The organism is Pantoea sp. RSPAM1 (assembly GCF_038816185.1).
Taxonomy (GTDB): domain Bacteria; phylum Pseudomonadota; class Gammaproteobacteria; order Enterobacterales; family Enterobacteriaceae; genus Pantoea; species Pantoea ananatis.
The window spans coordinates 3,792,877-3,809,234 of the sequence record NZ_CP046137.1; the positions used below are offsets into that span (position 1 = coordinate 3,792,877).

General features: G+C 51.8%; 12 protein-coding genes. 9 read left to right on the forward strand and 3 right to left on the reverse strand.

All coding sequences use genetic code 11. The annotated features are described in order from the left end of the window. The gene (gene ilvI / locus GKC68_RS18375; RefSeq protein ID WP_028724679.1) at positions 1–1,725 is read right to left on the reverse strand and encodes an acetolactate synthase 3 large subunit; all 1,725 of its coding nucleotides are present in this window, start codon (positions 1,723–1,725) and stop codon (positions 1–3) included. Between the two features lie 906 nt (positions 1,726–2,631). Here ilvI and leuA point away from each other — a divergent pair. The 8 genes from leuA (at position 2,632) to aroD (ending at position 12,610) form a co-directional block, all read left to right on the forward strand. Further along, a complete protein-coding gene (gene leuA / locus GKC68_RS18380; protein WP_028724678.1) occupies positions 2,632–4,194 on the forward strand; it encodes a 2-isopropylmalate synthase in 1,563 nt (520 codons plus the stop codon). A gap of 2 nt (positions 4,195–4,196) precedes the next feature. Next, positions 4,197–5,288, forward strand: a complete 1,092-nt coding sequence (gene leuB / locus GKC68_RS18385; protein ID WP_028724677.1) for a 3-isopropylmalate dehydrogenase — start codon at positions 4,197–4,199, stop codon at positions 5,286–5,288. A 4-nt stretch (positions 5,289–5,292) separates the two neighbouring features. Next, positions 5,293–6,690 (forward strand): 3-isopropylmalate dehydratase large subunit, encoded by a 1,398-nt coding sequence (leuC, locus tag GKC68_RS18390; protein ID WP_028724676.1) that lies wholly within the window; start codon positions 5,293–5,295, stop codon positions 6,688–6,690. A gap of 10 nt (positions 6,691–6,700) precedes the next feature. Further along, positions 6,701–7,306 (forward strand): 3-isopropylmalate dehydratase small subunit, encoded by a 606-nt coding sequence (gene leuD / locus GKC68_RS18395; RefSeq protein WP_028724675.1) that lies wholly within the window; start codon positions 6,701–6,703, stop codon positions 7,304–7,306. Positions 7,307–7,702: 396 nt separating this feature from the next. After that, positions 7,703–9,736, forward strand: coding sequence for an FAD-dependent oxidoreductase (locus GKC68_RS18400; protein ID WP_028724674.1), 2,034 nt, complete (start codon positions 7,703–7,705; stop codon positions 9,734–9,736). A 10-nt stretch (positions 9,737–9,746) separates the two neighbouring features. Further along, positions 9,747–10,610: a shikimate dehydrogenase gene (locus tag GKC68_RS18405; protein ID WP_047713581.1), complete on the forward strand. Its 864-nt coding sequence runs from the start codon at positions 9,747–9,749 to the stop codon at positions 10,608–10,610. Between the two features lie 11 nt (positions 10,611–10,621). Next, on the forward strand, positions 10,622–11,836 hold the full coding sequence (locus GKC68_RS18410; protein ID WP_028724672.1) for an MFS transporter: 1,215 nt from the start codon (positions 10,622–10,624) through the stop codon (positions 11,834–11,836). 21 nt (positions 11,837–11,857) lie between these two features. Beyond that, positions 11,858–12,610, forward strand: a complete 753-nt coding sequence (gene aroD / locus GKC68_RS18415) for a type I 3-dehydroquinate dehydratase (RefSeq protein ID WP_264228143.1) — start codon at positions 11,858–11,860, stop codon at positions 12,608–12,610. Here the strand turns inward: aroD and GKC68_RS18420 are convergent. Beyond that, positions 12,573–13,544 (reverse strand): LysR family transcriptional regulator, encoded by a 972-nt coding sequence (locus GKC68_RS18420; RefSeq protein WP_028724670.1) that lies wholly within the window; start codon positions 13,542–13,544, stop codon positions 12,573–12,575. The two genes, aroD and GKC68_RS18420, sit on opposite strands and share 38 nt — an antisense overlap. A 192-nt stretch (positions 13,545–13,736) precedes the next feature. On the opposite strand from GKC68_RS18420, the gene GKC68_RS18425 reads away from it, so the two are divergent. Then, complete coding sequence (locus GKC68_RS18425) at positions 13,737–15,044, forward strand: MFS transporter (protein WP_033778112.1); 1,308 nt, start codon at positions 13,737–13,739, stop codon at positions 15,042–15,044. A gap of 43 nt (positions 15,045–15,087) precedes the next feature. Here GKC68_RS18425 and GKC68_RS18430 read toward each other — a convergent pair whose 3' ends face one another. Continuing rightward, positions 15,088–16,266: an MFS transporter gene (locus GKC68_RS18430; RefSeq protein WP_028724668.1), complete on the reverse strand. Its 1,179-nt coding sequence runs from the start codon at positions 16,264–16,266 to the stop codon at positions 15,088–15,090. Positions 16,267–16,358 lie beyond the last annotated feature (92 nt).

The following is a 16,358-nucleotide window of genomic DNA, read 5'->3' on the forward strand; positions in this document are numbered from 1 at the left end:
TTATGTCCTCTCCGTTTTGCTCAACCACATTTCGTCCATACTGCCACCGCGAATCTGCATCGGGTAAACATGCTCGCTGCCGTCAACGTTGACGTCAACAAAGACCAGCCGTCCTGTCGCCAGAGTTTCCAGCGCCATGGCCAGCTTCTCTTCCAGCTCAGCAGGATGATTAATGGCAATACCCACGTGGCCATAGGCTTCTGCCAGACGAACAAAATCAGGCAGCGATTCCATATAGGACTGAGAGTGGCGGCCGGAATAGATCATATCCTGCCACTGCTTCACCATGCCCAGGAAACGGTTATTCAGGTTCAGCACCAGCACCGGCAAATCGTACTGCAGTGCGGTAGAGAGCTCCTGGATATTCATCTGAATACTGCCATCACCCGTAACGCAGATGACGGTTTCGTCAGGCAGGGCCATTTTCACCCCCAGTGCGGCAGGCAGGCCAAAGCCCATGGTGCCGAGACCACCGGAGTTGATCCAGCGACGGGGTTTATCGAAGGTGTAATAGAGGGCGGCGAACATCTGATGCTGACCCACATCCGAGGTCACATAGGCCTCCCCGTTGGTGAGACGACAAATGGTTTCGATAACCGCCTGCGGTTTGATTTTGTCGCTGGTGCGGTCGTATTCAAGGCATTGACGACCACGCCAGTTTTCGATCGACTGCCACCAGTCGCGCAGGCTGTCCAGCTGCTGCTTCGCTTCGCTTTGGTCAAGCAGTTCGAGCATTTGCTGTAACGTCTGTTTGGCATCCCCAACGATCGGAATATCGGCCGCCACCGTTTTCGAAATAGAAGTGGGATCGATATCGATGTGCATCACGGTAGCGTTCGGGCAATACTTCGCCAGATTGTTCGTCGTGCGGTCATCAAAACGGACACCTACCCCGAAGATTAAGTCGGCATTGTGCATGGTCATATTTGCTTCGTAGGTGCCATGCATGCCGAGCATGCCTACGCACTGACGATGACTGCCGGGAAACGCGCCCAGCCCCATCAATGACGTGGTAACCGGAATATTCAGGCGCTCGGCCAGCTGCAGCAGTTCGGCTTCGCACGAAGAGGTAATCGCGCCGCCTCCGGCGTAAATCACCGGCTTATGCGCTGCCAGCAACGTGTTTAACGCACGCTTGATCTGGCCCTTGTGCCCCTGAATCGTCGGGTTATAGGAGCGCATGCTCACTTCCTGCGGATAGTGATAAGGCAGCTTATTGGCAGGATTGAGAATATCTTTTGGCAGATCGATAACTACCGGTCCAGGACGGCCCGAGGATGCCAGCCAGAAGGCTTTTTTCAATACCGTCGGGATCTCTTCGGTATTTTTCACCAGGAAACTGTGTTTCACCACCGGACGGGAAATACCGACCATGTCACATTCCTGGAAGGCGTCGTAGCCGATCAGGGATGAAGGCACCTGACCTGACAGAATAACCAACGGAATAGAATCCATATAGGCCGTCGCAATACCGGTGATCGCATTGGTTGCGCCCGGACCCGACGTTACCAGCACCACGCCCACTTCGCCGGTTGCGCGAGCCAGGCCATCGGCCATATGCACGGCGCCCTGCTCGTGACGAACCAGAACGTGATCAATACCGCCGACGGTCTGCAGCGCATCGTAAATGTCGAGCACTGCGCCGCCCGGATAACCGAATACCTGCTTAACGCCCTGATCGATTAACGACCGGACGACCATTTCGGCTCCTGACAACATCTCCATTTTCTGCCTCCCGGCTTGAGGAACTGAATCTACTGACGACTGCTTTCCCGCTAGCCACATGCATCCTGCCCTGCTATTCGCCAATTAAGATCAAAACCTTATGTTTTTGCAAAGACAGCAGAATTCATTTCTGCTGTCCCGATACAGAGAATTCTGCTGGGTTATTTTTTCTAAGAGTAGGTCGATTACCATAACCGCAGAAAAACGGGCTGGCAAACGCCAAACGCCTTTTATTAAAGGGCACAGGATACAAAGGCTCTGCTCGCCAACTTTGGCTTACGATTATTAAACTAAATACGTCTGTTAATAGCAGAGGAAAATGCTGGGATTGATATTTTTTCCAGCCGTATCTAAGAAATAAAAAAAACATATGATGAAGGCCTTCAGGCAGCCGTCTTTTGGTGGGGCACTTTTATGGCGTAAGTCTCTTATAAACGCGTCATGTACATTCGATTATGCTGCCTTTAAACAAAACCGCCTGGGTAAAATGATGCCACGACAGTAAATTATCATTATATTTCATTGCATTACTCCCTCACCGCAGCCCTTCGGGCCCGGTTCGTCGGCACTCAACGCCGCGCGTGCAAAGGGTCTCGTTTAATACTCTGCGCAGCCGTTAAATGTCAGAACATTTTTCTTTACTGTGACAAAAAAATAACCCCTCGCTTATGGTTGACATCGATTGGCGATTCCAGTACCAATAGAGGCAGCAAAAAATTCACGAGGTTTGAAACATGTCACGTTCTTTCCGTCTATCAGGTCTACTACTAAACGCAACTTATCTGCGCGGTAGACTTGTGGGCGAAATCAAACACTGATTCGAACCTGCTAAAAGTTAAAAACCCGCGCCTGTCGCGGGTTTTTTTATGCTCGTTGCAAGGCAAGAAACGCAAAAGGATGAACACGATGAGCCAGCAAGTTATTATTTTCGATACCACTCTGCGTGACGGTGAACAGGCATTACAAGCCAGCCTGAGTGTGAAAGAAAAACTGCAAATTGCGTTAGCGCTGGAACGTATGGGCGTTGATGTTATGGAAGTCGGTTTCCCTGTGTCCTCACCGGGTGATTTTGAATCCGTGCAGACCATTGCTCGCACGATCAAAAACAGCCGGGTTTGCGGCCTGGCACGCTGTGTTGAACAAGATATTGATGCCGCCTACGAGTCTTTACGCGTCGCCGAGGTCTTCCGTATCCATACTTTTATTGCCACCTCACCCATGCACATTGCCACCAAGCTGCGCAGCACCCTGCCTGAGGTGATTGAACGTGCGGTGCGCATGGTGAAACGCGCCCGTAACTACACGGACGATGTGGAGTTTTCCTGCGAAGACGGTGGCCGTACACCGATTGACGACCTGTGCCGCATGGTCGAAGCCGCGATTAACGCCGGTGCCACCACCATTAACATTCCGGATACCGTTGGCTACACCTTGCCAAACGAGTACGCCAACATTATCAGCCAGTTAATTCACCGCGTGCCAAACATCGATAAAGCCATCCTGTCTGTTCATACCCATGATGATTTAGGTATGGCGACCGGCAACGCGATTGCTGCCGTGCAGGCTGGCGCGCGTCAGGTAGAGGGGACGCTGAACGGATTAGGTGAGCGCGCCGGTAACTGCGCACTGGAAGAAGTGATCATGGCGATTAAAACCCGTCAGCAGATCATGAATGTTCACACCAACATTCATCATCAGGAAATTTATCGTACCAGCCAGATGATTAGTCAGATCTGCAATATGCCGATTCCGGCCAACAAAGCGGTGGTCGGTTCTAACGCCTTTGCCCACTCTTCAGGCATTCATCAGGACGGCGTGATTAAAAACCGTGAAAACTATGAAATCCTGACCCCAGAATCCATTGGCCTGCATAAAATTCAGCTTAATCTGACATCACGTTCCGGCCGTGCAGCGGTAAAACATCGTATGGAAGAGATGGGCTACACAGAGAGCGAATACAACCTGGATTCCCTGTATGACGCTTTCCTGAAACTGGCGGACAAGAAAGGTCAGGTGTTTGATTACGACCTGGAAGCGCTGGCTTTCATCGACAAACAAAACGAAGAGCCTGAATTTTTCCAATTGAATGATTTCAATGTGCAGTCAGGTTCCAGTATTACGGCGACCGCGTCGGTCAATCTGGGCTGTGGCGAACAAACGAAATCAGAAGCGGCGACCGGTAACGGTCCGGTTGATGCGGTTTATCAGGCCATTAACCGAATTACCCAGTTCAACGCAGAGCTGGTTAATTACAAGCTGACGGCAAAAGGCCACGGCGAGAATGCGCTGGGTCAGGTTGATATCGTGGTGGGCTACAACAATCGTAAGTTCCACGGCGTCGGTCTGGCGACGGATATCGTCGAGTCTTCTGCCAAAGCAATGGTGAACGCCTTAAACAACATCTGGCGAGCCAAACAGGTCGAGAAAGAGTTACAGCGCAAGTCAAAAGATCAGAAGGAAACGGTGTAATCATGTCAAACTCTTCACATATTGCAGTACTGGCGGGCGACGGCATCGGCCCGGAAGTGATGGCGCAGGCTATCAAGGTATTGGATGCGATTCGTCAGCGTTTTAACCTGCGTATTACCACCAGTGAGTACGACGTCGGGGGTATCGCCATTGACCGTCACGGCGAACCCTTGCCACCGGCTACTGTTGCAGGCTGCGAACAGGCCAACGCCATCCTGTTTGGATCGGTAGGTGGCCCTAAGTGGGAGCACCTGCCCCCGGCCTCTCAACCCGAGCGTGGGGCGCTGTTGCCGCTGCGTAAACACTTTAAGCTGTTCAGCAATCTGCGTCCTGCGGCGCTCTACAGCGGCCTGGAAGCTTTTTGTCCCTTGCGCAGCGATATCGCAGCACGCGGTTTCGATATCCTGTGCGTGCGTGAACTGACCGGCGGCATTTATTTTGGTCAGCCGAAAGGACGCGAAGGCAGCGGCCCGCACGAGCGCGCTTTCGATACCGAAGTCTATCATCGTTTTGAAATCGAACGCATTGCGCGTCAGGCTTTCGAGTCCGCCCGCAAGCGCCGTAATAAAGTCACGTCTGTCGATAAAGCTAACGTGCTGCAAACATCCGTTATGTGGCGGGAAATCGTGAACGAGATGGCGAAAGATTATCCCGATGTTGAGCTGAGCCACATGTACATCGACAACGCCACCATGCAGTTGATCAAAGATCCTTCTCAGTTCGACGTGCTGCTGTGCTCTAACCTGTTTGGCGACATTTTGTCAGACGAGTGCGCGATGATCACCGGCTCAATGGGCATGTTGCCGTCCGCCAGCCTGAGCGAAGAGGGTTTTGGCCTGTATGAACCGGCTGGCGGTTCAGCACCGGATATCGCCGGGCAAAATATTGCTAACCCCATTGCTCAGATCCTGTCACTGTCGCTGCTGCTGCGCTACAGCCTGAATGCCGATGACGCCGCCGCCGCTATTGAGCGCGCCATTAGCCGGGCGTTAGCGGAAGGCTATCGCACCAAAGACCTGGCCGGTGACGGCCCTGCGATCAGCACCGATGAGATGGGCAGCATCATTGCCCGCTTTATCGCCGAGGAAAAATAATAAAATGAAAACCTTATATCAGAAGTTATTTGATGCACATGTCGTTCACGAAGCGCCGAATGAAACACCGTTGCTCTATATCGATCGTCATCTGATTCATGAGGTGACTTCGCCTCAGGCCTTTGATGGCTTGCGTGCCCACGGTCGTAAAGTTCGTCAGCCTTCAAAAACGTTTGCCACCATGGATCACAACGTCTCCACCCAGACCAAAGATATTCATGCTTCGGGTGAAATGGCGCGTATTCAGATGCAGGAACTGATGAAAAACTGTGCCGAATTCGGCGTGCAGTTGTATGACCTGAATCACCCGTTCCAGGGCATCGTGCATGTGATTGGGCCAGAGCAAGGCATGACGTTGCCCGGCATGACCATTGTCTGCGGCGATTCCCACACGGCGACGCACGGTGCCTTTGGTTCACTGGCCTTTGGTATTGGTACGTCAGAGGTTGAGCATGTTTTTGCCACGCAAACCCTGAAACAGGGCCGTGCCAAAACCATGAAGATTGAAGTGACAGGTACGGTTGCGCCGGGCATTACGGCGAAAGATATCGTCCTGGCGATTATTGGTAAAACCGGCAGCGCAGGCGGTACCGGCCACGTTGTTGAATTCTGTGGCTCGGCGATTGAAGCGTTGAGCATGGAAGGCCGCATGACGCTGTGCAACATGGCTATCGAGATGGGCGCTAAAGCCGGTCTGGTCGCCCCGGATGAGACCACTTTCGCTTACCTGAAAGGTCGCCAGTTTTCACCTCAAGGTGAAAACTGGGAGCAGGCCGTTGAGTACTGGGGCACGCTGAAGTCCGACCCGGGCGCTAAGTTTGACCGCGTGGTGACGCTGCATGCGGAAGAGATTGCACCGCAGGTGACCTGGGGAACCAACCCCGGCCAGGTGATCGCGGTGGATGCGCAGATCCCCGATCCGGCTTCGTTTGCCGATCCGGTCGAGCGCGCCTCTGCGGAGAAAGCGCTGGCTTACATGAATCTGCAACCCGGCATCAAACTGACCGATGTCAGCATTGATAAAGTCTTTATTGGCTCCTGCACAAACTCACGCATTGAAGATCTGCGTGCCGCCGCCGCGATTGCCAAAGGGCGTAAGGTCGCGCCTGGCGTTCAGGCACTGGTGGTGCCGGGTTCCGGCCCGGTTAAAGCACAGGCCGAAGCGGAGGGGCTGGATAAGATCTTTATTGAAGCAGGATTTGAGTGGCGCCTGCCCGGCTGCTCAATGTGTCTGGCCATGAACAACGACCGTCTGAACCCCGGCGAGCGCTGTGCCTCAACCAGTAACCGTAACTTCGAAGGCCGCCAGGGCCGTGGCGGACGGACGCATTTGGTTAGCCCGGCAATGGCCGCCGCTGCCGCCGTTAATGGCCATTTCGCCGACATTCGCAGCCTGACATAAGGACACCATCATGGCAGAAAAATTTACCCAACATACTGGTTTGGTGGTTCCACTGGACGCCGCTAACGTCGATACCGATGCCATCATTCCAAAGCAGTTTTTGCAGAAAGTCACCCGCGTAGGCTTTGGCGCCCACCTGTTCAATGACTGGCGTTTCCTGGACGATCACGGCCTGGAACCCAATCCGGATTTCGTGCTCAACTTTCCGGAGTATAAAGGTGCTTCTATCCTGCTGACGCGGGAAAACTTTGGTTGTGGTTCGTCACGTGAGCATGCGCCCTGGGCACTGACCGATTACGGCTTTAAAGTCGTGATTGCGCCCAGCTTTGCCGATATTTTCTATGGCAACAGCTTCAACAACCAGTTACTGCCGGTTACGCTGAGCGATGAGCAGGTGGAGGCGCTGTTTACGCTGGTGAAGGCGCATCCGGGTATCCGCTTCGAAGTGGATCTGGAAGCGCAGGTCGTGAAAGCGGGCAACAACACCTACAGCTTTAAGATTGATGACTTTCGTCGTCACTGCATGCTGAACGGGCTGGACAGTATCGGCCTGACGCTGCAGCACGAAAGCGCGATCTCGGCTTACGAAACTCACCAGCCTGCCTTTATGCGTTAACGCATAAACAAGGTAACCAGCCCGGTCGGTTCTGCCGATCGGGCTTTTTTTCTTCTGGCAAAAATTGCGCTAAAACAATTAATCGCGATTTATTTTATTGCGGAACCTCTGTTATTTGTTCAGCAATAACGTTGATATTTATGACTCGCATCATCTTCTTCTAACCTTTCCCTTCGCTTTTTTCACAAGACGTAAACGGCTTGCTGATTTAATTAATATCATTCTCAATTTTTTGTTATTTGGTCGTTAACTCCATAGAGCTCACCTATAGCTTGTGCAAAAAAAAGCATTATTTTCGCTCATTCTCCCTCGCTATCATCGCGACAGATAAAAATTAACGCAAAACACATCGAGATCGTCTCAGCCTGGCTGTCGGATCTTTTGTGGAGACTCTGTATGCACGCTTATCCTCACCTGTTTACCCCGCTCACCATCAACGGAATGACATTAAAAAACCGTATCATCATGCCGCCAATGGGCACCAACCTGGCCAGTCTGAATGGCGAAGTGTCTCAGGAACAGCTTGATTACTATTCCCTTCGCGCCAGGGGCGGCACTGGGCTCATTACGATTGAGAATATTTGTGTGGATTTCCCCTTCGCGTCGAACGGCACCACACAACTGCGCATTGATAATGATCAGTATATTCCTGGCTTATACAAACTTACCGAGACGTTGCATAAACATGGAGCCTGTGTCGCCATCCAGCTAAACCACGCCGGTGCATCAGCCTATGCCTATCGCCTCAATGGGGAAACGCCCATTTCCGCCTCCGCGGTCCCCTCCAAAAAGACGGGTAATATTCCCCGTCCGATGACGCATGAGGAAATATATCGGGCGGTTGACAAATTTGGCGACGCAGCAGAACGCGTCAGACGCGCCAATTTTGACTGCGTAGAGATTCATGCCGGCCACTCTTATTTAATCAGTCAGTTTTTATCACCACTGTTTAATCAACGTACTGATGAATTTGGTGGCAATATTGAGAATCGGTCGCGCTTTTTAACCCTGATTGTCGACAAAGTTCGGGCCTGTGTGGGACCGATGTTTCCCATCAGCCTGCGTATCAGCGCGGATGATTTCTTACAGGGCGGAAACACGCTGGAAGATTCGCTACACATTCTTGAACGTTGTCAGGAAAAGGTCGACATCATCAATGTGTCAGCGGCGCAGAATGACAACCTGTATTTACAGATAGACCAAATGTCTCAAGAGGATGGCTGGAAACGCTATCTGTCACGTGCCGTTCGCACCCGTTTTAATAAGCCTACCGTTGTCGCGGGCAATATTCGCACCCCGCAACTTGCTGAAGACATCCTTGCTCAGGGTGACGCGGACCTGATCGCCATTGGTCGTGGGTTGATTGCTGAACCGGATTGGGTACAAAAGGTACAGAGTGGACATGAGGAGACGATGCGCAAGTGTATCTCATGCAATATTGGATGCGCCGACCATCGCATCGCCCGCTCTCTTCCCCTTCGCTGCTCAATTAATCCCGATATCATTCATGGCGACGCTTATAAGCAGCGCCAGGTCAAGCGTCCGACGCGTGTCGTCGTCATCGGGGCTGGCACGGCAGGCATCGAAGCCGCCTGCACGGCCGCAGAGGTAGGGTGCAAGACCTGGCTGTTCGAAGCCAAAAACCACATCGGTGGGCTGGCTGTCGAGATCGCAAGATTACCCGAAAAAAAACGTATTGCCGATTTTCCGCAATTCCTGCGCAACCGTATGGCCCGGCTGGAGAATTTACAACTGCATCTGGGACAACAGGTTCAGCCCGGGCAGCTTGAGGTTCTGCGTCCCGACTTAATTGTGAATGCCACGGGCTCTGTCCCCCTGCTGCCGCCCATTGCGGGATTACATGAGACGATCGACCGCCCCGGCAGCGCCGTGTTCACGATTACGGGCATGATTCAACACCTGGATACATTCAGCGCTCCGCAAGGCAAACGTATCGCCGTGGTCGGCGGCGGTGCCGTTGGACTCGATGTCATTGAGTATTTTGCCACCCGGGGCGCTGAAGCAGTACTGATTGAAATGCAGAATTCACCGGGACGCGACCTCGACATCATCACAAAGAGTGCCATGTTAGCGCTGCTTGAACAGCACCAGGTAGAACAACACATGGACACGCAGCTCATTGAGGTCAAACCCGATCGCTTCCGCGTTAAAAACGCCCACCACACTTTCGACATCACCTTCGACTACGGCTTTATCTGTCTGGGGATGTGCCCCAACCGCAGCGGTTTAGAGGCGGTTGAGCGCTGGGCCACCGCCAGCCATATAAAAATAATGAACATCGGCGACAGCCTGAAAGCCCGGCGAATTATTGATGGTGTACGCGAAGGACGCAACGTGCTGGATGCCCTGGAAGAGACTGGCGCACTGGGCAGCCACGAAGCGACAAGCATTCCACTTTTAACTTACTGAGGACACCATTATGGCTGAACGTATTACCGGGCATACCGAGCTGATTGGACTGATCGCCACCCCCATTCGCCACAGCATGTCGCCAACCATGCACAACGAAGCCTTCGCGCACCTTGGGCTGGACTATGTTTATCTGGCTTTTGAGGTCGGCACTGAGGAACTGGAGGAGGTGGTGCAGGGTTTTCGTGCGCTGAAGCTGCGCGGATGCAATGTTTCCATGCCCAATAAGACGGAGGTTTGCCGCTACCTGGATAAACTGTCTCCCGCAGCACAGCTTGTGGGCGCGGTGAATACCGTCGTCAATGATAACGGCGTGCTGACCGGACACATCACAGATGGGACAGGTTATATGCGGGCCCTCGCTGAAGAGGGCATCGATATTCTGGGCAAAAAGATGACGATTCTGGGCGCGGGCGGCGCGGCAACGGCCATCTGTGTTCAGGCTGCCCTGGATGGCGTTAAGGCGATCTCGGTCTTTAACCAACGCGATAAATTCTTTGCAAATGCCCAGGAAACCGTCGCGAAGATTCGCGCCCATACTGACTGTGAGATTCACCTTTATGACCTCGACGACCACGATCGTTTGCGTGCTGAAATTAACGACAGCGTTATCCTGACCAATGCGACCGGCGTCGGCATGAAACCCTTTGAAGGACAGATGCTGCTTCCCGACGAGAGCTTCCTGCGTCCTGAGCTTATTGTCTCCGATGTGGTCTATATCCCACGTAAAACACATCTGCTTGAGACGGCCGAGAAAAAAGGCTGCCGTATTATTAACGGTCTTGGCATGATGCTGTGGCAAGGCGCAAGCGCGTTCGAAATCTGGACGGGAAAACCGATGCCGGTTGATCACATCAAAAACATCCTTTTTTGAGGATGGCTGAGATGAAAAACAAGTATATTCCTACCGCCGCCGGGCTGTATCTCAATTACCTCATTCATGGCATGGGCGTGCTGGTCATCACGCTCAACATGGCTAACCTGCAGGCGCAATGGAACACCGATGCGGCGGGCGTATCGATAGTGATTTCCTCGCTGGGCATTGGCAAACTGATTACCATCGTTACCGGTTTTCTATCGGATCGTTTTGGCCGTAAGCCTTTTGTCTATTTTGGCATCATCAGTTACGTGGCCTTTTTCATCGGTATCCTGTTTACCCGCGATATTTACACGGCCTATTTCTTTGGCGTGCTGGCAGGAATGGCAAACAGTTTCCTTGATTCTGCCACCTATCCGGCGCTGATGGAGGCCTTCCCGGACTCCGCCAGCCGCGCTAACGTGCTGATAAAAGCGTTTGTCTCCGCCGGGCAATTTTTATTGCCGTTTATCATTAGCCTGCTTATCTGGGCGGATTGGTGGTTTGGTTGGTCATTCGTGCTGGCAGCCGCCTTAATGATGATGAGCGGAATCTACCTGATCAAAATGCCGTTTCCCGATCACCAGGTACATAAAGTCTCGGAAACATCAGCAAGGGTAACCGCGCCACCGCGTAGTCGTCTGTATCCGTTGGATATGGTTGTGTTCACCTTTTACGGCTATATCAGCATGGCGACGTTTTATCTGGTAAGCCAATGGCTGGCACAGTATGGACAGTTTGTCGCGGGCATGCCCTACACCGCATCGGTGAAGTTACTCAGTATCTACACGGCAGGATCGCTGACCTGCGTATTCGTCACTGCGGTCATGGTGAAAAAAGTGTTGAGCTCCGCCATCGCGATGGTCATTTACACGTTTCTGTCGGCTCTCTCACTGCTGATCGTCTGCCTCTATCCAACGCCACTGATTGTTACCGGTTTTGCGTTCGTATTTGGATTTGCGGCCGCAGGCGGCGTTATGCAACTGGGTGCTACGATTATGGCGATGAGTTTTCCACAAGCGAAAGGCTTTGCGACAGGCGTGTTTTATACTGCCGGCAGTCTGGCCAGCTTTACCATCCCTTTATTCACCGCGCATCTCTCACGAACCAGTATCGCCAGCATCATGTGGTTTGATCTGATTATTGCGGTGACCGGTTTTATCCTTGCGCTTTATATCGCTTTCCGCCAATTTCAACGTCATTGTGCAGAAACACGCCGTCAATGCGCTGCAGCGGCTGGTTGAACAGTTAAAACAGGAATGACTATGACTCAGGTTAGGGTTAAAAACATCGTCTTTCAGGAAGGGCAAACGCGGCTCTGTGTGCCCTTAACAGGCCGCACTCGCGAGGAGCTTCAGGCCAGAGCAAAGATACTGACTTCCGCACAGGCAGACATTATCGAATGGCGCGTCGACCACTTCATCGAGGGTAAAGACGAGAAGGAGGTCTTGCTGGCGCTGGCCGACATTCGTCAGCAACTTGGGGAAACGCCGCTGCTCTTTACCTTCCGCAGTAAAAAAGAAGGTGGCGAAATGGACATCAGTGACGACGAATACTTCGCGCTCAACCACGCGGCCGCCTTAAGCGGGCTGGCTGATGTGATTGATATCGAGTTGTTTAACGATGAGTCACGCATCCGTTCGCTGGTAAGCGAGGCGCATAACGCGGGTGTTAAGGTCATTATGAGTAATCATGATTTTCACCAAACGCCCGCGAAGGAAGAGATCATTTACCGGTTACGTCGCATGCAGGATTTAGGTGCAGACCTGCCCAAGATTGCCGTCATGCCTCAAACACCTCAGGATGTGCTGACGCTGCTGTCTGCGACCCTGTTAATGAAAGAGCATTACGCAACGCGGCCGCTTATCACGATGTCGATGGGAAAAATGGGCGGAGTCAGTCGGGTCACCGGACGCCTGTTCGGTTCCGCAATGACGTTTGGCACCCTGGGCCAGTCCTCGGCACCAGGGCAAATCGCCGTTACACAACTGCGGGAGATGATGGAGATGCTTTCCTAGCGGCGGACGACATGCCCAAAGCCGCGCTTTGGGCATGTTTCCTGGCAACATCGCTGTGCGTAATAATAAAGTTTTTTAGCCTTAGCGCCGCTGGTGAAAGCATTTTTGTTTTAATTGTCGCCAGACAAATATAACGCGGTGGAAGCGAATTTTTGATCGTCAGGATATGGAGATTGTAGTGCGTGAGCGCCGCAATTCTTGGCATGATGGCAATACCATAGCCGATACTGACCAACCCGGCCATTGCTAAATCCTCTTCCACATAACAGGCAATATCCGGTGAAAGCGTTTGCTGGTGAAAGATGTCGTCAATAAACGGACGTAGCCCACTACTTTCTGAAAAATAGACATAGGGATAATGGATGGTTTCCGCTAAATCAACGTCGCTTTCGTGAAGACGCGCTAACGGATGATCTTTCGCGGTCACTACCACTAATTCTTGTTCAATAACCGGGATAAATTCAATATCAGGATCGTCGCCAATCCGTGAACAGATGACCATATCAACCTTATCCGCTTTAAGTGACTGCAACAACGCAACTGACGTCCCCTGTTTAAAAGAGAATGTCACATCATTATGACGAAAATGTTGGGAGTAATTGTTGATAATTTGCGGAATAACATATTCCCCCATTGTGTATATAAATCCAATTCGGATATTTTCCCGGCACAGAAGGTGATTATTTCTTAGCCTCTCTCTGCCATTTTCCAGTGCCGACAGTGCTGTCTCAACATAAGGCAAAAAACATTTTCCACTTTCACTAATCCTTACATTTCTGCCCTGACGGAAAAAGAGCGAAACGCCTAACTCCTTTTCTAACTCAGCGATAGCATGGCTAAGAGAGGGCTGGGTGATAAAAAGACTGGATGCCGCTTCCGTGTAATGCTCCGTTTCTGACAGGCGTTTAAAATAATAAAGTTGTTTGAGGTTCATGGCGTTTGCCTTTGAATGAAAAGTAAATCTGCTATCGCTACTTTATCATCGTCAAAAGGACTAGTTATGTACTCAGGTCAAAATTAATGACGCTTAAAAAATGCTATAAAGAAACAAAAAAATTAGCAACACCAGACTATTTTTCAATGTAAAAAAAACATCAAAAAATAGTTTAAACTTCAGGGATACATCATGGAAAAGTTATACAAAGAGGAACACGCTGGCAGGCACATGCCGAAAAATAAACCCACGAAAGTCAGAATAATCATTCTGTTATTAATATCCGCTGGCACAATGATTAACTATCTTGATCGGACAATTTTAGGCATCGTTGCGCCAAAAATCACCCGCGAACTTGAAATCGATCCCGCTATGATGGGCGTGGCTTTTTCCGCCTTCGCCTGGACATATACGCTGGCACAAATCCCCGGAGGGATGTTTTTAGATCGGTTTGGTAACAAACTGACCTACGCCCTTTCCGTGCTGTTTTGGTCGATTTTCACCCTGCTGCAAACATTTACTCTTGGGCTCAAGTCTCTGATCTTCCTGAGGCTGGGGCTAGGATTGAGCGAAGCCCCCTGTTTTCCAGTTAACAGTCGCGTAGTGGCAAAATGGTTCCCGCGTCATGAACGTGCCCGCGCCACCGCAACCTATACCGTCGGGGAATATATTGGTCTGGCGGCTTTCTCGCCCTTACTCTATCTCATTCTGGAGTATCACGGCTGGCGCAGCCTTTTTTTTATTACCGGCGGCGCCGGTATTCTGTTCACGTTTATTTGGTGGCGACTTTACCATGAGCCTGAAGCATCCCAGAAAGCCAATCAGGAAGAAATTGATTACATTAATAATAATGAACCTGTTGAAACATTAAAAAACACGCCCTTTAATTGGCCCGATGCCAAACGTTTACTCTGCTGCCGACAAATTATTGGCGCCAGTCTCGGACAATTCGCTGGAAATACGACCCTGGTGTTTTTTCTGACATGGTTTCCCACCTATTTAGCGAAAGAACGTCAACTGGAATGGCTTCAGGTGGGCTTTTTCTCTGTATGGCCATTTATGGCTGCCGCTGTAGGCGTTTTCTTTGGCGGGTGGCTCTCAGATAAACTGTTGAATGCAACAGGATCTATTAATCTGAGCCGAAAACTTCCGGTTATTAGCGGCCTGGTGCTTTCCGGCACGATTATCGCGGCTAACTGGATGAGTTCAGATAGCGCCGTTATCATCGTCATGTCCATTGCCTTTTTTGGACAAGGCATGGTCGGTCTGGGCTGGACAATAATCGCAGATATTGCTCCAGCTTCTATGGCAGGGCTCACTGGTGGTATATTTAATTTTTGCGCCAATATGGCTTCGATTTTAGCGCCCCTGATTATCGGCATTATCATTTCAATGACAAGCAGCTTTTTTTATGCGCTCGTGTATATTGGCATCACTGCGGTGATTGGCTTAGTCGCCTATATCTTTATCATTGGCGATATTAAGCGGATTGTGCTCTAAAGCACCGTTCCCCCGGCACTGTTCTGTCGGGGGAACGTGTTTATTAAACGTCTTTAACGTTGCGTATCATTCCCAGCGTCAATAAAGCAATCGCGGCAATCACCCAGTACACGCTGCCGTGACCAAAATGTTCAACCAGTGTGCCCTGAAATAACCCCGCCAAAATAATGCCGGTCGAAATGCTGTTGGTAAACAGGGTTGTGGCTGCGCCTGCCCGCCCCGGCATCAGATCCTGAAACCACAACATGCCAATGCCCGCGACAACGCCGATAAACAGGGCGTTGAACACCTGCAGGACCAGCAGCGCCAGGTGGCTGTGGAACAAAATCAGGCCGCTGTAAAACACGACGGCGGAGGCTACCGCGCCCACCATCATCTTTCGCTTACCCCAACGTTTGGCATAGAAACCGGCCAGGATCATGACCGGGATTTCCAACCCGGCGGCTGTGCCCATTAAGAGACCGGCAAGCTTTTCGGGCAGGCCCAGATCGTTGCTGATCCACAGCGGCATATCGATAATGTACATGGTGTTACAGGTCCACATCAGCGTTGATGCGGCAAACAAAATGCGCACATCACGAATCCGCCAGCCGCTCAGGGGGATCCCGCCCGACTGCATCAGGGAAGCCGCACGCGGCACCGAGGGCACGGTAAACCAGATCAGCAGGAAACAGAGAAAGAACAAGCCGGCCGCCACGCTGAACAGCGTAACGAAACCGAAATTTAGCGCCAGCGCAAACGACAGCGGTGGCCCAATCACCCACGCCAGCGACACCTGAGCGCGCATAATGGAACTGAACATCACCACTTCACGCGAGGAACTGTCGGCATATTCTCGCGCCAGCGCAAAGAGCTGCGGCATGGCGACGTTCGCCAGCGACGATAACAGCACGCCCAGCGTTATCAGCGTCAGGTAATGGCGGGTAAACGCGAACAGTATGGCGTTTGCCAGGGCAAGGATGCAGCACACCAGGATGATATTACGCCGATCGCCGACGCTGTCGGAGCGCCTGGCGATCATCATGCTGACCACAATGCCCGCGATGGCATTGATGGTAAAAAACAGCCCGACCCACAGCGGTGGCACCTGCACTTCTCGCGATAAAAACAGGCTCAGCGTCGGCGCCTGCAGCGCACCGGCCACGCCGAGGATAAAGGCGGTCACCATAAAAGCCAAAAAGACCGGATTGAAACGGCGCGAGAACGATAACAAAGATTTCATGCCTTATCCCTGACAGAACAACGGGAGAAACGGGAACAATGGATCCCCGACCCAAACCTGCAACGTAAAAAAAACCAGCAGAATTACCCTGC

Bases quoted from the DNA above. Each gene is read 5' to 3' on its own strand.
- ilvI (WP_028724679.1), bottom strand. From the start codon at position 1,725: ATGGAGATGTTGTCAGGAGCCGAAATGGTCGTCCGGTCGTTAATCGAT.
- leuA (WP_028724678.1), top strand. From the start codon at position 2,632: ATGAGCCAGCAAGTTATTATTTTCGATACCACTCTGCGTGACGGTGAA.
- leuB (WP_028724677.1), top strand. From the start codon at position 4,197: ATGTCAAACTCTTCACATATTGCAGTACTGGCGGGCGACGGCATCGGC.
- leuC (WP_028724676.1), top strand. From the start codon at position 5,293: ATGAAAACCTTATATCAGAAGTTATTTGATGCACATGTCGTTCACGAA.
- leuD (WP_028724675.1), top strand. From the start codon at position 6,701: ATGGCAGAAAAATTTACCCAACATACTGGTTTGGTGGTTCCACTGGAC.
- GKC68_RS18400 (WP_028724674.1), top strand. From the start codon at position 7,703: ATGCACGCTTATCCTCACCTGTTTACCCCGCTCACCATCAACGGAATG.
- GKC68_RS18405 (WP_047713581.1), top strand. From the start codon at position 9,747: ATGGCTGAACGTATTACCGGGCATACCGAGCTGATTGGACTGATCGCC.
- GKC68_RS18410 (WP_028724672.1), top strand. From the start codon at position 10,622: ATGAAAAACAAGTATATTCCTACCGCCGCCGGGCTGTATCTCAATTAC.
- aroD (WP_264228143.1), top strand. From the start codon at position 11,858: ATGACTCAGGTTAGGGTTAAAAACATCGTCTTTCAGGAAGGGCAAACG.
- GKC68_RS18420 (WP_028724670.1), bottom strand. From the start codon at position 13,544: ATGAACCTCAAACAACTTTATTATTTTAAACGCCTGTCAGAAACGGAG.
- GKC68_RS18425 (WP_033778112.1), top strand. From the start codon at position 13,737: ATGGAAAAGTTATACAAAGAGGAACACGCTGGCAGGCACATGCCGAAA.
- GKC68_RS18430 (WP_028724668.1), bottom strand. From the start codon at position 16,266: ATGAAATCTTTGTTATCGTTCTCGCGCCGTTTCAATCCGGTCTTTTTG.